Origin of the sequence: Vallitalea longa (genome assembly GCF_027923465.1) — a bacterium.
GTDB lineage: Bacteria > Bacillota > Clostridia > Lachnospirales > Vallitaleaceae > Vallitalea > Vallitalea longa.
On sequence record NZ_BRLB01000003.1, the window covers coordinates 274914 to 291095 of the forward strand.

Sequence of the window (16182 nt, forward strand, 5' to 3'; positions counted from 1 at the left end):
TATGGGTAACAATCGACTGGATGATTATGAGTCAAGAAGAAAACATTTGGAAAATCTATCAGAGGAAGAATTAGAAGAAAGATTTTGGGAACTTGCTGAAAAAATTGTTGATCCTATGATTGAGATGGCGAAGAACAATACTTCACCTTCAATTGAACGTTCTGTACTTTTGAGAATGGGATTTTCTAGCATAGAGTCTAAAGCTATAGTTTCAACTTTGATGGAGAAGAAGAAACATCTTGTTGGAAAAGGCGCTGGACATTTAGTATACAGGACTGCCAGAGATAAAGATATATCAATTAGAGAAGCAGGACTTCGTTTAGCAAATAATGATGAAGAGCTATGGGCTCACTTAGAACAAGTTTTTGGGGGAGGAAAGTAACAAATGAATCTAAAACCAAATGAAAAACTGGATATAAATAATATCTTGCAAGATCTAGAACATTATGTGCCTCGTAGAATGGGATGGCATTGGAGAGATGGCAGAGGAGAAGTAAGGAACATAGGTCCATTTGAATATAGTGACACAAGTGAAAATCTAAAGCAGAGTCAACCTCTTCCAGCTGCACATTACTTTAATGATATCGATCCACAGCCAGATAGTGTTATAACTACAGAAATAGCTTCAGGAAGATTTGAAGATGATATAAGAAGGATGCGTATGGCAGCTTGGAATGGAGCCGACCATCTTATGGTAATTAGAACAGCAGGTCAAAGTCATTTCGATGGTTTGATTGAAGGAACTCCACAAGGTATAGGTGGTATACCAATAACTAGAAAACAACTTAGAGCTCAGAGAAAAGCACTTGATTACATAGAAGATGAAGTAGGAAGAAAAATCAATTACCACTCTTACGTTAGTGGTGTTGCAGGACCAGAAATAGCAGTAATGTTTGCTGAAGAAGGTGTCAACGGAGCTCATCAAGATCCACAATATAATGTTCTATACAGAAATATCAATATGATCCGTTCATTTGTAGATGCAGCTAATGCAAAACATGTAATGGCTTATGCTGATATAGTACAGATAGATGGAGCTCATAATGCTAATGCCACAGCTAGAGAAGCATGGAAGGTAATGCCTGAACTTATGGTACAACATGGACTTAACTCAATGTTTTCAGTAAAGTCTGGAATAAAAAAAGAAAATATATGTTTATCATCAGTACCACCAACAGCACCACCAGCACCTTGTATGAAATTAGATCTACCATATGCTATCGCACTTAGAGAATTATTTAGAGAATACAAGATCAGAGCACAGCAGAATACTAAGTATATGGGTTCATCAACGAGAGAAGCAACTGTAACACATACTCTCAACTTATTGATATCGAAATTGACTAGTGCTGATATACAATCTACGATAACTCCTGATGAAGGTAGAAATGTACCTTGGCATATTTACAATATAGAAGGAACCAATACTGCAAAACAAGCAATGATAGGTATGGATGGCTTGAAGGAAATGGTAGAACTAAAAAGACATGAAGGTTTTCTTCCAGAGAGAATACGTGAATTAAAAGAACGTGCTGTACTATTTATGGAAGAAATATTAGATGTCGGTGGCTACTTTAATGCAGTTGAAGAAGGATTCTTTGTGGATTCAGGTTATTATCCTGAAAGAAATTATGATGGTATCGTAAGAAAGATTAATGGTGGAGTTGGTTCAGGTACTGTATTTGAAAGAGACGAAGATTATATGGCACCTGTTACGGCATTTTTCGGATATAACAATGTTGCTCAGTATGGTGAAAAAGCTATTGATGATCCTTCATCTTTAATTGGAGGATGTAGTTTTGAGGACAGAAGTAAAGTCGTATACATAGATGAACTTGATGAAGAAGATAATGTCAACAAAAGAATGGAAGAATCTAAAGAAATCCGTGAGACTTCTATGCTGAAACCTGAAATGGAATGGATGGGTGACGGTACAGTATTCATTACTATGATGTTACCAACAGATGAGAGGACAGCAGAATTCGCAGCAGTTGAAATCGGTAAAAAGATGCATCTTGAAGAGGTAGAAATGATTCACAAGCAAGTAATGCAGATGGCAGAAGGAACCAGGGTTGAGATAAAGGGAAAAGTACCTTTTGCTATAGACATAGATAAGCTTGTCATACCTCCAAAACCAATAGTGATGTCTGATGATGAAATAAGAGAAGATGTAAAGAATAAGCCTTTGAAAATCGTTGCAGGAACTATAGGAGAAGATGAGCATTCGGTAGGTCTTAGGGAAATACTTGATATCAAACATGGTGGAATCGAAAAGTACGGAATTGAATGTCATTATCTTGGAACATCCGTACCAGTCGCTAAGATAGTAGATTCAGCTATTGAATTAAATGCAGATGCTATACTGGCTTCAACTATAATAAGTCATGATGAAATTCATTATAAGAATATGAAAAGAATAAATGACTACTGTATAGAAAAAGGTATAAGGGATAATATAATTCTTGTAGCCGGTGGAACACAAGTTACACCTGAGATAGCTGTTAAAAATGGCATGGATGCTGGTTTCGGTAGAGGATCGAAAGGTGTAGATGTGGCGACATTCTTAGTTAAGAAAAGAAGAAAAAATGAAGCTGATAAATAGACTTATGTCAGAAAAATCTCGTTAAAGAAATGAGTGATGAATATGAAAGTTGATCTTATTTCAGCTGAGATAGGAAGTACAACTACAGTTGTTAATGCGTTTACAGATATGAATACCGATAATCCAAAATTTATTGGTCAAGGGCAATCATATACAACGGTTCTAGAGGGAGATGTAACCAAAGGATTAAAAAATGCATTTAAAGATCTGAAAAAAAATCTAGAGGCTCCTTTCGTTGAGTACAAAGAGTTCTTTGCAACTAGTAGTGCAGCAGGAGGTTTAAGAATGACTGTACATGGATTAGTCCATGATATGACAGTAAAAGCCGCTAAGGAAGCTGCACTAGGAGCAGGTGCGAATATTAAATTCATTACATCCGGAAAACTCAGAAGGTCAGATATCAAAAGATTAAGAGATATTAAACCTAATATAATTCTATTGGCTGGTGGAGTTGATTTTGGAGAAAGAGATACTGCTCTGTATAATGCTGAATGCATAGCTGAGATAGAAGAATTAAAAGATACTCCTGTTATCTATGCAGGTAATATCCAAAATCAAGAAGATATCAGAGAAATATTTGATGAAGTATCTAGAAAAGTGTATATAGTAGAGAATGTGTATCCTAAGATAGATAAACTTAATGTCAGACCGACAAGAAAAAAGATTCAACAGGTATTTGAAGAACATATTACAAAAGCTCCAGGAATGGAAAAGGTACGTGAACTTGTTAATATGAATATTTTACCTACACCTGGTGCTGTTATGAGAGCAACCCAGATACTAGAACAAGAGATAGGTGATCTAGTAGTAGTAGATGTTGGGGGAGCTACAACGGATGTTCATTCAGTGACATTAGGTAGTGAAGAAATCAGTGAAATTCTGGTAAGTCCTGAACCAATGGCAAAACGTACGGTGGAAGGTGATCTAGGGGTTTACATCAATGTAAATAATATAATAAATAATATATCTCTTGATGAACTTTCCAGAAAAATGCATATAAGTATTGTTGAATTACAAAATATCATTGAAAATTATAAACCTATACCAGAAACTGATAAACAAAAAGAATTAATTAAACAATTGACTCTAGAAGCAAGTACTATAGCTATTAGAAGACATGCGGGAAGATTAAGATATCTCTATGGTACAACTGGTAAAAAAACTATTGCTGAAGGTAAAGATCTAACTAGTGTTAAGTACATAATTGGAACAGGCGGTGCATTGACTAGACTTGAAGGTATTGATATTCTTAGGAAAATGATACAGGGTAGCGGTGATGAATTATTGCCATCAAAAAAAGTTAAGATATTAGTTGACAAATTATATATAATGGCCTCATTAGGAGTAATATCTGAAAAATATCCTAAAGGAGCTTTAAAATTACTATTAGAAAGCTTAGAACAAGGTGAAAATATAATTTTATAATTCATTCATGTATATTTAAGATTGTTCTATAGGAGGTTATGATGTGTTATCCAAGAGTCGAAATAAATCTCGTAAAAATTAGGAATAATACTAAGAAATTAGTTGAGCTTTGTAATGAAAACAATATTGACGTAGTTGGAGTTACCAAAGTTTTCTGTGGTAAAACTAAAATAGTAAGGGAGATGATTAAAGGAGGTATAAGAGTAATAGGAGACTCGCGTATAGAAAACTTAAAGAGGTTAAAACGATTTAAGTTACCCAAACTATTACTAAGACTACCAATGATAAGCGAAGTTGATGAAGTTGTAGAATATGCGGATATGTCTCTTAATTCTGAAATCGCTACCATAAGACAGCTGTCAAAAGCAGCTAAAAAGAAAGATGTTAGGCATAAAATTATTTTGATGGTAGATTTAGGAGATCTTAGAGAGGGCATATTTGATGTAGAAGAATTACTTGAAACTGTTGAAATAATGATTTCGCTGGATAATATCGACTTAATTGGAATTGGAACTAACTTAACATGTTACGGGGGAATTTTACCTGAAAAGGAAAACTTACAACAGCTTATAGATTTAAAACAAGTCATCAGAAAAAAATACAAATTAAACCTAAGAGTATTATCAGGAGGTAATTCTAGTAGCTTGCATCTAGTTGAAACTGGGGATATACCAACAGGGATTAACCAACTAAGGCTTGGTGAATCTATAATACTTGGAAGAGAGACAGCTTTCGGTAAGGAAATAACTGATACGTATCAAGATGCAATGATATTGAAATGTGAAATAATTGAAGTGCAGAATAAGCCTTCAATCCCAATAGGTACTATAGGAATGGATGCTTTCGGTAATAAACCTTCTTTTGAAGATAAAGGTATAAGGAGAAGAGCTATATGTGCTATCGGTAAACAAGATGTAAGTGCTTCTGAGATATTACCAGAAGATGGAAATATGAAAATTATCGGTTCAAGCAGTGACCATCTAATTTTAGATGTTACTGAATGCAATGAAGACTACACTGTAGGAAGTATCGTTACATTTACATTGAAATACGGTAGTGTATTGAGTTTATTTACATCCGAATATGTGAAAAAAGTATATCTATAATTTTTTACGCTAAAAAAATTTGTTGAATATTTTTCCTATTATTGTATAAAATAACTGTGTAATTATATTTGATAATTACTAGATGTTTGACATCAATATTTACATTACTTTAACTGGTTTTGTACAAGAAGGAGAGGATATTCATGGAAAAAGCTAAAATCACTAAAGTCAGAAAAGACGGTTATGGAAAGATAACAGATATAATGTTAGATGATGGCAACTCTTATCCTATTGAAGATGCAATAAGAATGACACAAGAAAATAGAATAGAAGGTGTCAACGTAAGTAAAGCCAAAAACGGTGCAGAGTATTTAAGAAGTGACCCAGATGGAACAACTGATAACAATTTAGATAATCTTCCAAGTTTTTAAATATTAAGTACAAATAATAAACCCCAGTGTTAGATAAAATGGAACCTATGTTAAGGACATTTTAGAAACATTGGGGTTATTTTTATGAATGTAATTATATCTAGTATATATAATAGGAACAGCTTTCTAGTTTTTAATTGACTATATCGCTATACTATGTTAGAGCTTTTTTCATAAACTTTAAGATTTCTTGTATGACCATTTCTTCATTTTGAATAGTATCGTAACCAGTGAATATTTTCATACGTTCCCTATAATAATCGGATGTATATGAAAATTGGAACATCACTATTAAGTTGTCTATGCAAAATGAGATAACCTTAAAATTCATTTTTTCATCGATAAGATTATTTTCTTTTGCATGATTCAACATATCTAAATAAAAATTAGCTGTAATCTCTTCAAGTTTATGAGATAACTTATTGGAGAATTTACTTAATGCCTGAGTCGTGACGTCTAGATATATCTGGTTGAATTCAGGATATTTTATTGCATAATATCTAGAAGCCCTTAGTAATTTTTCAAGGGTATAGAATATATCTCCTTCTTCAATGTCAATAGAATACATGACTGATTCTAATACATGAAAACATTTATCTACAATTGTTAGAAATAAATCTTCCTTGGAGGCAAAATAACTATACATTGATCCGATACTTATTTCAGCGTTCTTTGCTATTGTATTAATATTTGATGCATTATAACCATTAGCAGCAAATTCAGAGATAGCTACATCCATAATTCGTTGCCTGCGTTCTTCAGATATTTTGTCAAAAGTGCTTTTATGAAATTTAGTTCTTTGAGGGGTCTCTTGCGTATTTGATGTTATATCCATTTTAACCTCCTTATGTAGAGAAAAACAAAGTTATTTACTATAATATTTTTTGAATTTGGATTTTGACATTATATGACCTACTAGTCCTCCAATAACTCTAATTATAGTATAATTCAATTTTAAATCAATAAGTTCAATCAGATTACCGTCAGGATCTTTCATGAATACCCATTCTGTTCCATCAGTGTTTTGAGGTTCGCATAAAAATGTTATGCCCTTAGCTTGTAATATATTATACCATTTCTTAACATTTTTTACATCTAGAGTGAAATGTGTGGCTCCAGGTTTATTCCATATTGTATTTTCTGAAGGAAGACTAGGGTTGAATTCAAAAATTTCAATGATACCACCTTTTGGTGCTCTTAAGAAACCAAAACGGACTTCTACATCTTTTAAAAGATATAAGTTGTATAATTCATTGACTTGTTTTTTCCCTAGAGTCTGCTCACTTATCAATCTGAATCCAAATGTTTTACTATAAAAATCAATAGCTTTTTCAAAATTAGAAACTGTTACACCCACATGGCTGAGTGACCTGATTTTCATCCAAAATACATTCCTTTCATTAATTACTTGTTATCAGCTACCTTTTGCATAGGAACCAACAAGTAACATGTATTCACCAAGCTGTGCCCCGAATTCAGGTGCACCTTCCATTATTAGTTTTTCAGTAACTGTAGCTTCAATCATATCATCAATACCAAGAAGTGTTCCAAGAGCACTATCTGTCGTATCAAAACGCATTGTAAAAAATGGCTTCGATCTTTTGTATTCACCTCTTGCTGCTTTAGACTTTCCTGCCTTTACTCTTATATAAGAAGATAATTCTGGTTTATCAGTTACTTTCCATGCAAATACTCTATCGGGACTCCTTTTTGCCCATTTTGATATTGCTGGATGACCTGATTTATTTAGTTGACTTATACCTGCTGCCAATAGTGAGAAATATAGTTTTACTACTAGGTCTTTTTCATCTGCTTTTTCAGGAGGTGTTGTTGCACCTAATAATTTAGCCATATACATGAGAACTGATAATGTGGCGGTTAGGAGTCCTACATGATACCATCCCTTGATTTTGGGAAGTTTCTTACTTGTACCAGCAAAAAAATTATTTAGAGCAGGTATACTCTTGAATTCAAGTTCAAGGTCACATTTTTCATTAGGTCCTTTTATAACAGTAAAATTACCATTTTCAATAATATAATGCGTACCGACTTTACCATCAGGATCTTTTGCACTTATACCAACGATACCATTCTTGTTCTTGAATTTTTTTGCCATGATTTCATTGGATTCAATAATAATTTTAACTAATGGAAGTACTGCGTTAAGAAATATTTTATTAGCGTAAATATTTTCTCTAGTAGCCATTATCTACACCTCGTCTTCCCAATCTTCATCTTCTTCAAATTCCAGACCAATCAGTTTACGAACATTTTCAACTATTCCGTTGGTATCAATCTCATAGTAAGCCATTAAGTCTTCGTGAAGACCAATGATTGAGAAAGTATCTGGAATCCCTAATTTCCTAAAAGCACAGCCTTTTCCACTTTCTACTATGACCTCTCCTACAGCGCTTCCAAGACCACCTATTACATTATGGTCTTCAACGGTAATGATTCTTCTTGTTTCATGTACGGCTTTTAATATTGCTTCCCTGTCAATAGGTTTGATAGTGTGCATGTCAAGAACTCTTGCTTTGAGACCATCAACACTACTAAGGATTTTGGCAGCTTCAATAGCTTGGTAGACACAAGAACCACAAGCGATGATTGTTAGGTCGTTTCCATCCATCAATTGATGAGCTTTACCTATTTGAAAATCATAATCGGTATTCTCGTAGACTTTTTGGTCGAAACCTCTATTGATCCTAATATATACAGGTCCATCAGTTTCATATGCTCCTACTACTGCATTAGCTGTTTCAATACCATCTGCAGGTACTATGACTTTTAGGTTAGCCATTGAACGCATGATAGCGATATCTTCTGTACAGTGATGAGTTGTTCCTGCCTGACCGAATGACAATCCTGCATGAGTAGCTATCATTTTCACATTAAGATTCTGATAACATATATCTGTATGAACTTGGTCTAGAGCTCTCATGGATGTAAATATCGCAAAAGTACTAACAAAAGGAACAAGACCACATTTCGCCATACCAGAAGCAATACTGAACATATTTTGTTCAGCTATACCAGTATTAAAGAATCTATCTGGGAATTTATTTGCAAATAAGCCTATTTTGGTTGATTTAGCAAGGTCTGCTGATAGACCTACTATCTCAGGATGATGTTCACCGAGTTCACATAGAACATTTCCATACATTTCGGCTGTTGAAAGATTAGTTGTATCAAGCATTGTATAAGTTAATCCACCCATTGTCTATGCTCCTTTCACGCGTTTTTGATAATATTTTTCTAAACTATCTTTGCTCTGAGTTATTTTCTCTGAGTTAAGTCCTCCGTAATGCCATTTGTAATTGTCTGCCATAAAATCTATACCACAGCCTTTTATAGTATTAGCGATGATGACAACAGGAGCTTTATCTTCAGTTATGGCATATTCAATTGCTTCTGATAGTTCTTTGAAACTGTGTCCATTGACTTCTTTAACGATAAAGCCAAAAGCTTCCCATTTCTTAGCGAATGGTTCAAGAGCCATTACATCTTCAGTAGGACCATCAATCATACAACGATTCCTATCTACTATCGTGATTAAGTTGGTTACTTTGTAATGTGTTGCTGACATGGCTGCTTCCCAAACAGAACCCTCATCACATTCACCATCACCTAGAAGACAAAATGTTCTATAGCCTTTTTTATTGATTCGTGCAGCTAGAGCCATGCCAACTGCAATTGGTAGACCATGACCTAAGGACCCTGTTGAAGCATCTACGCCAGGAACCTTGTTGGAATCAAGGTGCATACCGAGTTTGGAACCAGTGTGATTATATTCTTTTAGATCTTCTTTATCTATATAGCCCTTATCAGCAAGAACAGGAGCGAATCCAACTCCTACATGACCTTTGCTGAGAATAAAACGGTCTCTATCCTCCCATAGTGGTTTGGATGGGTCGATATTAAGATATTTATAATAAAGTATTGTCAATATATCCATAGCACTCAGTGAACCACCAATATGTCCACTTCCTGCCCAAACTACTGTATCTACACATAGATTGCGTAATTCATGTGCTTTTTTTTCTAGATTCAATAATTCTATATCTGTTAATGGCATGATGTTCTCCTTTCCAAGAAATATTATAATTCTTTGTGATTATTTTTTACTGCTCTAAAGCTATCAGCTGCAATTTCATGAGTAAGTTTTATATCATCATCTGATAAGGAGCAATTAATGAATAAGTTATGATGATTAGCGAAGAAAGCTCCTCTTCTGACGCATTCAGATATCCACTCTTGATGAAGCGTAAGAGAATCGTCATTAGTTATTCTCATATACCACATGGACGGTACACCTGATACTTTTAAGTTGAAGCCATAGCTTTTCGCTATCTTAACTAAACCAGCTGTCAATTTCTTACCTTTATCTTGCATAAGTTTTGGAGCTTTTAATTTCTTCATCTTATTTATACAAGCTATTCCAGCGGCAAATGGTATTGCTGATAACCAATAGCTACCTGTATACATAACAGAAGAAACAGCATCTTTTAAAGCATCTGTACCGCATAAGGCAGAGAAATTATATCCATTACCGAGAGCTTTACAGAAACACATCAAATCGGCTTTGAATCCAAAGTAGTGGTCTGAACCTTTCATATCCAATCTGAATCCACAACGAACATCATCAATAGCTAATACTATGCCATAATCAGTACAGAGTTTTCTTATTTTCTGCCAATAATCTTTTGAAGGTAGTTCGCTATCGGTGAAAACTGGATGATGATAAGGTGTTGCCATGAAACAAGCGATATCATTAGGATTTTCTTTCACTATTTTCTCAACTTGTTCATAATTGTTCCAATCTACGTAGATGTTATTGATAACATCTTCTTGGCAGATTCCTGGATGACCTAATTTTTGAGTCCAAGGGGCAACGCCATGGTAACCTCCATTGATAAGTATAGTTTTCTTTCTTCCTGTAGCTGCTTTTGCTACCATAAGAGCGAAACTAGTAACATCTCCTCCATTTTTGGCAAAGAATGCCCAATCTGCCATGTCAACAGTATCTACAAGTAGTTCTGCAAAATCAATCATAATGGAAGATGGAGCAGTTGTGCAATTACACAGTTTCATCTGTTCTGCGACTGCATTATCAACATCATCGTCATTGTAGCCTAAGACATTAGGACCATAGGCACACATATAATCAATAAAGCGATTTCCGTCAACGTCCCAGAAATAGCTGCCTTTTGCACGAGAAGCAAAAAAAGGATAAGAGCATACTGGTATGAAACAACCTTCAGCAGGACCTAAGTGGCCATATACGCCTGTAGGTATTAATTTCAAAGCTTTTTTAAAAAGCTCTTGATTTTTATTATAAGTATAGGTTTGCAATTATTTAAACCTCCTTTACATTATTAAATTTTTTTATTGTAGATAAGAAGATACCAGACCGAGAAGTTTATTCATATTATCTAGCATTGGAATGTAACCTTTCATTTCAAGCTTTTGTGTTGCAATACATGAATATGTGTCTATTGCACCAGTTAATATTTTATTGGTAGTAGCGATATCTGTGAATGTCATAGAAGCTCTATGGTTAGGAGATAAACCTTTTTTTGCTTCTAAATGACCATCTTTGACAATTAGATGAATGGCTGTATTGCTTTCGGTTATAGATACATTGATTATTCCATCTGGTATTCTTTCAGCATTAAGTTTACCAATAGGGTCAGTATTTCCGACTTGTGCGAGAGCAAAAAAAGCAGTGTATGCAGTGAGTATTGTATTGATTCTTAGGTAAGTTGAATTTTCTAATAGAGATGGGGTTGGTTTTAGGTAATAGGTGAGTTTGTCTGTTAAGGTAATGAATTCATTTTTTAGGAAACTGATTTTTGATAGTCCTTTTAGAGGTATTGGATTAGCTTTTCCATCAATCATGTTATTAAAATGACTTGGAGATTTGAAGTAAAGAGTAATATTACTTTTGTCCAGGTTCTTGCAAAATGTACATTTACCGTTTTTGAATGATAAGAATCCTTTTGGACCATTTTTGACAATGAATTTTATTGTCATATCTAGATCTTTTATAAGGGCTTTCATGTCCTCATCTAGTTCACATAGATCTTCAAGGTCTCGAAATATGGCATACAGATTGATATATGCTTTTGTTGGTTCTTGTGTCACGTAACCTCCTCCTTTCAATTAACGCATAAGAGATAAGTATAATTATATTAATAGTATATTACCTCATGTGCATTTATAGAACGAGCGCTCACTCTATATTATAGTATTATTGTTACATAAGAGAAATATGTTTTCAATGATAAAGAGGAAAGTATTAATTAATATTATAGTTTTTTTACCTATGCATTATAGTTTTAAGCTTCATGAATCAATTGCTTAATTTTATATAGGAGATTTTCTAATAATTATTTAGAAGCTTGAACACAATATATGATATGGGATAATTAATTCTTTGGTAATGCTTCAAAGTGAAAAATAATACGCTTTATTTTTTTAGTATTATTTGGTATCATCATATTATTATTGATTTTATTTGATAATATAAGGAGGAGTACGGTGGCTAAATATCATTCAATGAGTATAAAAGATATCGCAATGGATCTGAAAGTTGATACGAATAATGGATTGAGTAGTGAAGAAGTCAATGAAAGACAAGCTGAATACGGTCCAAACAGTTTAAAAGAAAAACAAGGTAAAACAGTATTTAAAATGGTAATAGAACAGTTCGCCAGTTTTATCATACTTATATTAATTGCTGCCAGCATTCTGTCGATTGCTATAGGAGAAGTAGTTGATGGAATAGTCATCATTGGGATAGTTGTCCTTAATGCAGTACTTGGTATTGTTCAGGAAAGAAAAGCCAGCAATGCTCTAAATGCTTTAAAAGAAATGGCAGCTCCTAAAGCGAAAGTAATAAGAGATGGTAAGATATCAAGTATAGATTCTAAAGAATTGGTTCCTGGTGATATAATAGTATTGGAAGCGGGTGATTATGTACCTGCAGATATTAGATTGATTGAAAGTATTAACCTTAAGATTGATGAATCTGCTCTAACTGGTGAATCAGTTGCTGTTGAAAAAGATGCTGATAGTATTATGGATGCTGAGTCCCAGATTGCAGATAGAGTTAACTGTGCCTATATGAGTACTATTGTTACATATGGTAGAGGTAGAGGTATTATTGTAGGAACTTCAATGAAGACTGAAATAGGCAAGATAGCTTCTATGCTTAATGAAGCAGTTTCAGAAGAGACACCACTACAGAAAAAATTAGATGCTTTTGGTAAAATGCTAGGAATAGTATGTATTGGGGTTTGTGTAATCATATTTATTCTTGGTCTGCTTAGGAAACAACCTCCTATTGAGGTTTTGATGACTTCTGTGAGTTTAGCTGTCGCTGCTATTCCTGAAGGGTTGCTTGCAGTTGTAACAGTGGTGCTTGCTATGGGTATGCAAAGAATGATTAAAAGACATGCCATCATGAAGCGACTTGGTGCTGTAGAGACCCTTGGAAGTACTACGGTAATATGTACTGATAAAACGGGAACATTAACGCAGAATAAAATGACAGTTGTCAAGATATTCGATGGTGTTGATCATTGGGATGTTTCTGGTACAGGCTATACAACAGATGGGGATATAATCAGTGAAGGAAAAGATAAAAAACTCCTAGATAAAATGTTGATATCGGGTATTCTATGTAATGATTCAAGATTGAAAGATGAAGATATCATAGGAGACCCTACGGAAGGTGCTTTGATTGTTCTAGGAGCGAAAGCAGGATATGATAGGGATGAGCTTAATAATAAATATCCTAGAATTAAAGAGTATCCATTCGATTCAGATAGAAAATTAATGTCAACACTTCACAATATTGATGGTAATCATACAATGTTTACAAAAGGTGCTCCTGATGTAATATTATCTAGATGTACTAATATAATTATTGATGGTAAAAGAGAATCATTAACACAAAATAATATAGATGATATAAATGAAGTCAATAGAACTTTTGCAGAAAATGCCCTAAGAGTTCTAGGATTCGCTTATAAGGAAGTAACTGATGATGCTGACTTGGAACAAGAAGAAAATGAGTTAACTTTCGTAGGGCTTGCCGGTATGATCGATCCTCCGAGACAAGAAGCTAAGGATGCAGTAGGATTATGTAAGAATGCAGGTATTAGAGTAGTTATGATTACTGGTGACCATGTTGTCACTGGAAGTGCAATAGCAAAAGAAATAGGAATCATAGATAATGATAATCAAGCTATGGAAGGAAAATATATCAATGATTATTCTGAAAAAGAGTTAAGCGAGAAAGTAAAAACAACAAGTGTTTTCGCTAGAGTTTCTCCAGAACATAAAGTCAGAATTGTAGAGTCAATAAGGTCAAATGGAGATATCGCTGCAATGACTGGGGATGGGGTCAATGATGCACCAGCTCTCAAGAAAGCGGATATAGGTATTGCTATGGGTATTACTGGAACAGATGTTTCTAAAGAGGCAGCAGATATGATTCTTACAGATGATAATTTCGCCAGTATCGTAGATGCAGTTGAAGAAGGACGAATTATCTATAGCAATATAAGAAAGTTCGTAGGATTTTTATTATCTTGTAATATTGGAGAAATATTGATAATATTTATTTCTATGTTATTAGGTTGGCCGGTTCCTCTTGTGCCAATTCAACTTTTATGGATTAACCTGATTACAGATTCATTTCCAGCTTTTGCGTTAGGACTTGAAAAAGGCGAAGAAGGCATTATGAATGAGAAACCAAGAAATCCAAAAGAACCTATTGTAGACCATAGAATGAAAGTAGCATTGATATTTCAGAGCATAGGGCTTACTATCGCTGTACTGATTTCTTATCAATTAGGTTTTGTTATGGCTGGTGATGTAGATGATTCCACTAGACTTACTATCGCCAGAACTCTATGCTTCATAACATTAATCATTGGTGAGATGCTTAGGGCTTATTCAGCTAGATCAGAAACGATATCTATTTTTAGAATGAATTTCCTAGGAAATAAATATTTGAATTATTCAGTACTTCTTGCTATTCTTCTTTTAGTCGGAGTTGTATATATACCGGTTTTACAGCCAATATTTAGAACTTTCCCTATTGATTTAGCTCAGATTGGTGTAGCAGTAGGATTAGCAGTTATACCTGTTATTACTGGGGAGTTAGCTAAAACAGTTAAAAAATAGTGAATATAAATGATAAAAGAAAATGGTATTGATTTTTTCACAAAGTGGTTTTGCTAAGTATTAATTAAGATTTTGTCAAGAGATTATAGATTTTCGTATTGACGAAAGATACTTGGCAGAGCCTAATTTTGTCTACTCAATTTCCTTAGAGCATCCTCATCGATAATAGTTATTTGCTTACCATTGATTTTAATTAAATTATTTGATTGTAGTTCATTCAGAGATCTATTAAGATGTCTGTAGCTTGTTCCTAAGGATTCAGCTATTTCTTTAAAAGTAGATGTAAAAGTTATTATTTTTTGATCTTGCACGGTTATATGTTCTAAAATGAATCCTGCCAAACGATTTTTTAACGGATATAAAATATTATAGGAGCTTTTTTGTGAGCTACTTATGAATTTCTCACTTAGCGTAAAACATAAGTATTTCAGAAAACTTTTCCTTTCCATACATTTGGATTTTATATAACTAACAGGAAATGCTATAAATAAACTCTGTTTCAATGCTTCTACATTACTTCTGTAAGTGGTATTATTTAAGATTTCGATATCACCATAACTACTTAAGGATCTATAGAATTCATGTAATAGAATTCTTCCATCTTCTGACATTGTGAAAACTTTTGTTTTTCCATCCAATAAGATGTAAAAGTAATACACAGATTCTTCCATACTACATATCAATTCACCTTTTTCGAATAGGTGAAATTCATAGTTATCACTCATGTCATCACCAAAGATTTTATCTAGTTCATACTGTTTATTATATATATTTAGTAGCTGTATATCTTTATATATCTGCAAATATTTCATCTCCTATGACATATGTCCTATTACATTTTGTAATATAAATGATATCTTATTAATTGAAAAAAGTAAATACTCATTACAAAATTTTTAATTATATTCGATATAGGCAATAATTGAAATATATTTATTATGTAATATAGATAGAGTTTTATTAAACTTGATTATAAACAAACAAAAAATTATACTTAATCGTATATTTCCTATAAGGAGAATATTTATGTTTGAATTAGTAGCTGTTTTCAATGGAGTTCTAATTGCTCTAATGATATCTTTTAATGGATTGTTATCACAGGAAATCGGTAATAACGAGTCTTTGATTATTATACATTTGGTAGGATTAATTGGTACCTGTATCATATTTATTCTAAGTCGCAGCAAGTTGAAGAGCATAAAAGGCTTACCAATTTATATTTTTACTGGAGGAGCAATCGGTATCTTTAATGTCACACTTAACAATTTGTGTTTTGATAGATTAGGAGCTGCACTAACAATTAGTTTAGGGCTTATGGGACAGTTGATCGCATCAATGTTTATTGATCATTTTGGACTATTGGGAGTAAAGCGAAATAAGATAAATATAAGAAAGTTGACCGGTATTGCTATAATGAGCGTCGGTATCATTGTTATGATTATTTTATAACGATTGATATATAACAGGAAACTCGAACTTTTAT

At 33.5% G+C, this 16182-nt stretch carries 15 protein-coding genes; 7 read left to right on the forward strand and 8 right to left on the reverse strand.

The genetic code is table 11. The annotated features are described in order from the left end of the window. Position 1: 1 nt before the first annotated feature. From QMG30_RS09145 to QMG30_RS09165, 5 genes are all read left to right on the forward strand, one after another. The gene (locus QMG30_RS09145) at positions 2-382 is read left to right on the forward strand and encodes an ornithine aminomutase subunit alpha (protein ID WP_281814782.1); all 381 of its coding nucleotides are present in this window, start codon (positions 2-4) and stop codon (positions 380-382) included. 3 nt (positions 383-385) lie between these two features. After that, complete coding sequence (gene oraE, locus QMG30_RS09150) at positions 386-2602, forward strand: D-ornithine 4,5-aminomutase subunit OraE (RefSeq protein WP_281814783.1); 2217 nt, start codon at positions 386-388, stop codon at positions 2600-2602. 42 nt (positions 2603-2644) lie between these two features. Next, positions 2645-4027, forward strand: coding sequence for a GlmL-related ornithine degradation protein (locus tag QMG30_RS09155; protein WP_281814784.1), 1383 nt, complete (start codon positions 2645-2647; stop codon positions 4025-4027). Positions 4028-4068: 41 nt separating this feature from the next. Then, complete coding sequence (orr, locus tag QMG30_RS09160; protein WP_281814785.1) at positions 4069-5133, forward strand: ornithine racemase Orr; 1065 nt, start codon at positions 4069-4071, stop codon at positions 5131-5133. A 143-nt stretch (positions 5134-5276) separates the two neighbouring features. Beyond that, entirely contained in the window at positions 5277-5504 is a 228-nt protein-coding gene (locus tag QMG30_RS09165) for a DUF3892 domain-containing protein (RefSeq protein ID WP_281814786.1), read from the forward strand. 154 nt (positions 5505-5658) lie between these two features. Here QMG30_RS09165 and QMG30_RS09170 read toward each other — a convergent pair whose 3' ends face one another. Genes QMG30_RS09170 through QMG30_RS09200 form a run of 7 tightly spaced genes read right to left on the reverse strand, consistent with a single transcriptional unit; the run spans position 5659 to position 11648 of the window. Next, positions 5659-6339, reverse strand: coding sequence for a TetR/AcrR family transcriptional regulator (locus QMG30_RS09170; RefSeq protein WP_281814788.1), 681 nt, complete (start codon positions 6337-6339; stop codon positions 5659-5661). 30 nt (positions 6340-6369) lie between these two features. After that, positions 6370-6885 carry a VOC family protein gene (locus QMG30_RS09175; protein WP_281814790.1) on the reverse strand — a complete coding sequence of 172 codons (516 nt, stop codon included), beginning with the start codon at positions 6883-6885 and terminating at the stop codon, positions 6370-6372. Positions 6886-6918: 33 nt separating this feature from the next. Beyond that, complete coding sequence (locus QMG30_RS09180) at positions 6919-7710, reverse strand: hypothetical protein (RefSeq protein ID WP_281814791.1); 792 nt, start codon at positions 7708-7710, stop codon at positions 6919-6921. A 3-nt stretch (positions 7711-7713) separates the two neighbouring features. Next, positions 7714-8721, reverse strand: coding sequence for a transketolase family protein (locus QMG30_RS09185; protein ID WP_281814792.1), 1008 nt, complete (start codon positions 8719-8721; stop codon positions 7714-7716). Positions 8722-8724: 3 nt separating this feature from the next. After that, positions 8725-9579, reverse strand: a complete 855-nt coding sequence (locus QMG30_RS09190; RefSeq protein WP_281814793.1) for a transketolase — start codon at positions 9577-9579, stop codon at positions 8725-8727. Between the two features lie 23 nt (positions 9580-9602). After that, positions 9603-10856: an aminotransferase class III-fold pyridoxal phosphate-dependent enzyme gene (locus QMG30_RS09195; protein ID WP_281814794.1), complete on the reverse strand. Its 1254-nt coding sequence runs from the start codon at positions 10854-10856 to the stop codon at positions 9603-9605. Positions 10857-10889: 33 nt separating this feature from the next. Continuing rightward, on the reverse strand, positions 10890-11648 hold the full coding sequence (locus QMG30_RS09200; protein WP_281814796.1) for an SCP2 sterol-binding domain-containing protein: 759 nt from the start codon (positions 11646-11648) through the stop codon (positions 10890-10892). A 396-nt stretch (positions 11649-12044) separates the two neighbouring features. On the opposite strand from QMG30_RS09200, the gene QMG30_RS09205 reads away from it, so the two are divergent. Next, entirely contained in the window at positions 12045-14699 is a 2655-nt protein-coding gene (locus QMG30_RS09205; protein ID WP_281814798.1) for a calcium-translocating P-type ATPase, PMCA-type, read from the forward strand. A gap of 122 nt (positions 14700-14821) precedes the next feature. Here the strand turns inward: QMG30_RS09205 and QMG30_RS09210 are convergent, their stop codons facing one another. Next, positions 14822-15502, reverse strand: coding sequence for a Crp/Fnr family transcriptional regulator (locus QMG30_RS09210; protein WP_281814800.1), 681 nt, complete (start codon positions 15500-15502; stop codon positions 14822-14824). A 223-nt stretch (positions 15503-15725) separates the two neighbouring features. Between QMG30_RS09210 and QMG30_RS09215 the strand changes: the two genes are divergently transcribed. Continuing rightward, positions 15726-16148 (forward strand): DMT family transporter, encoded by a 423-nt coding sequence (locus QMG30_RS09215; protein WP_281814801.1) that lies wholly within the window; start codon positions 15726-15728, stop codon positions 16146-16148. Positions 16149-16182 lie beyond the last annotated feature (34 nt).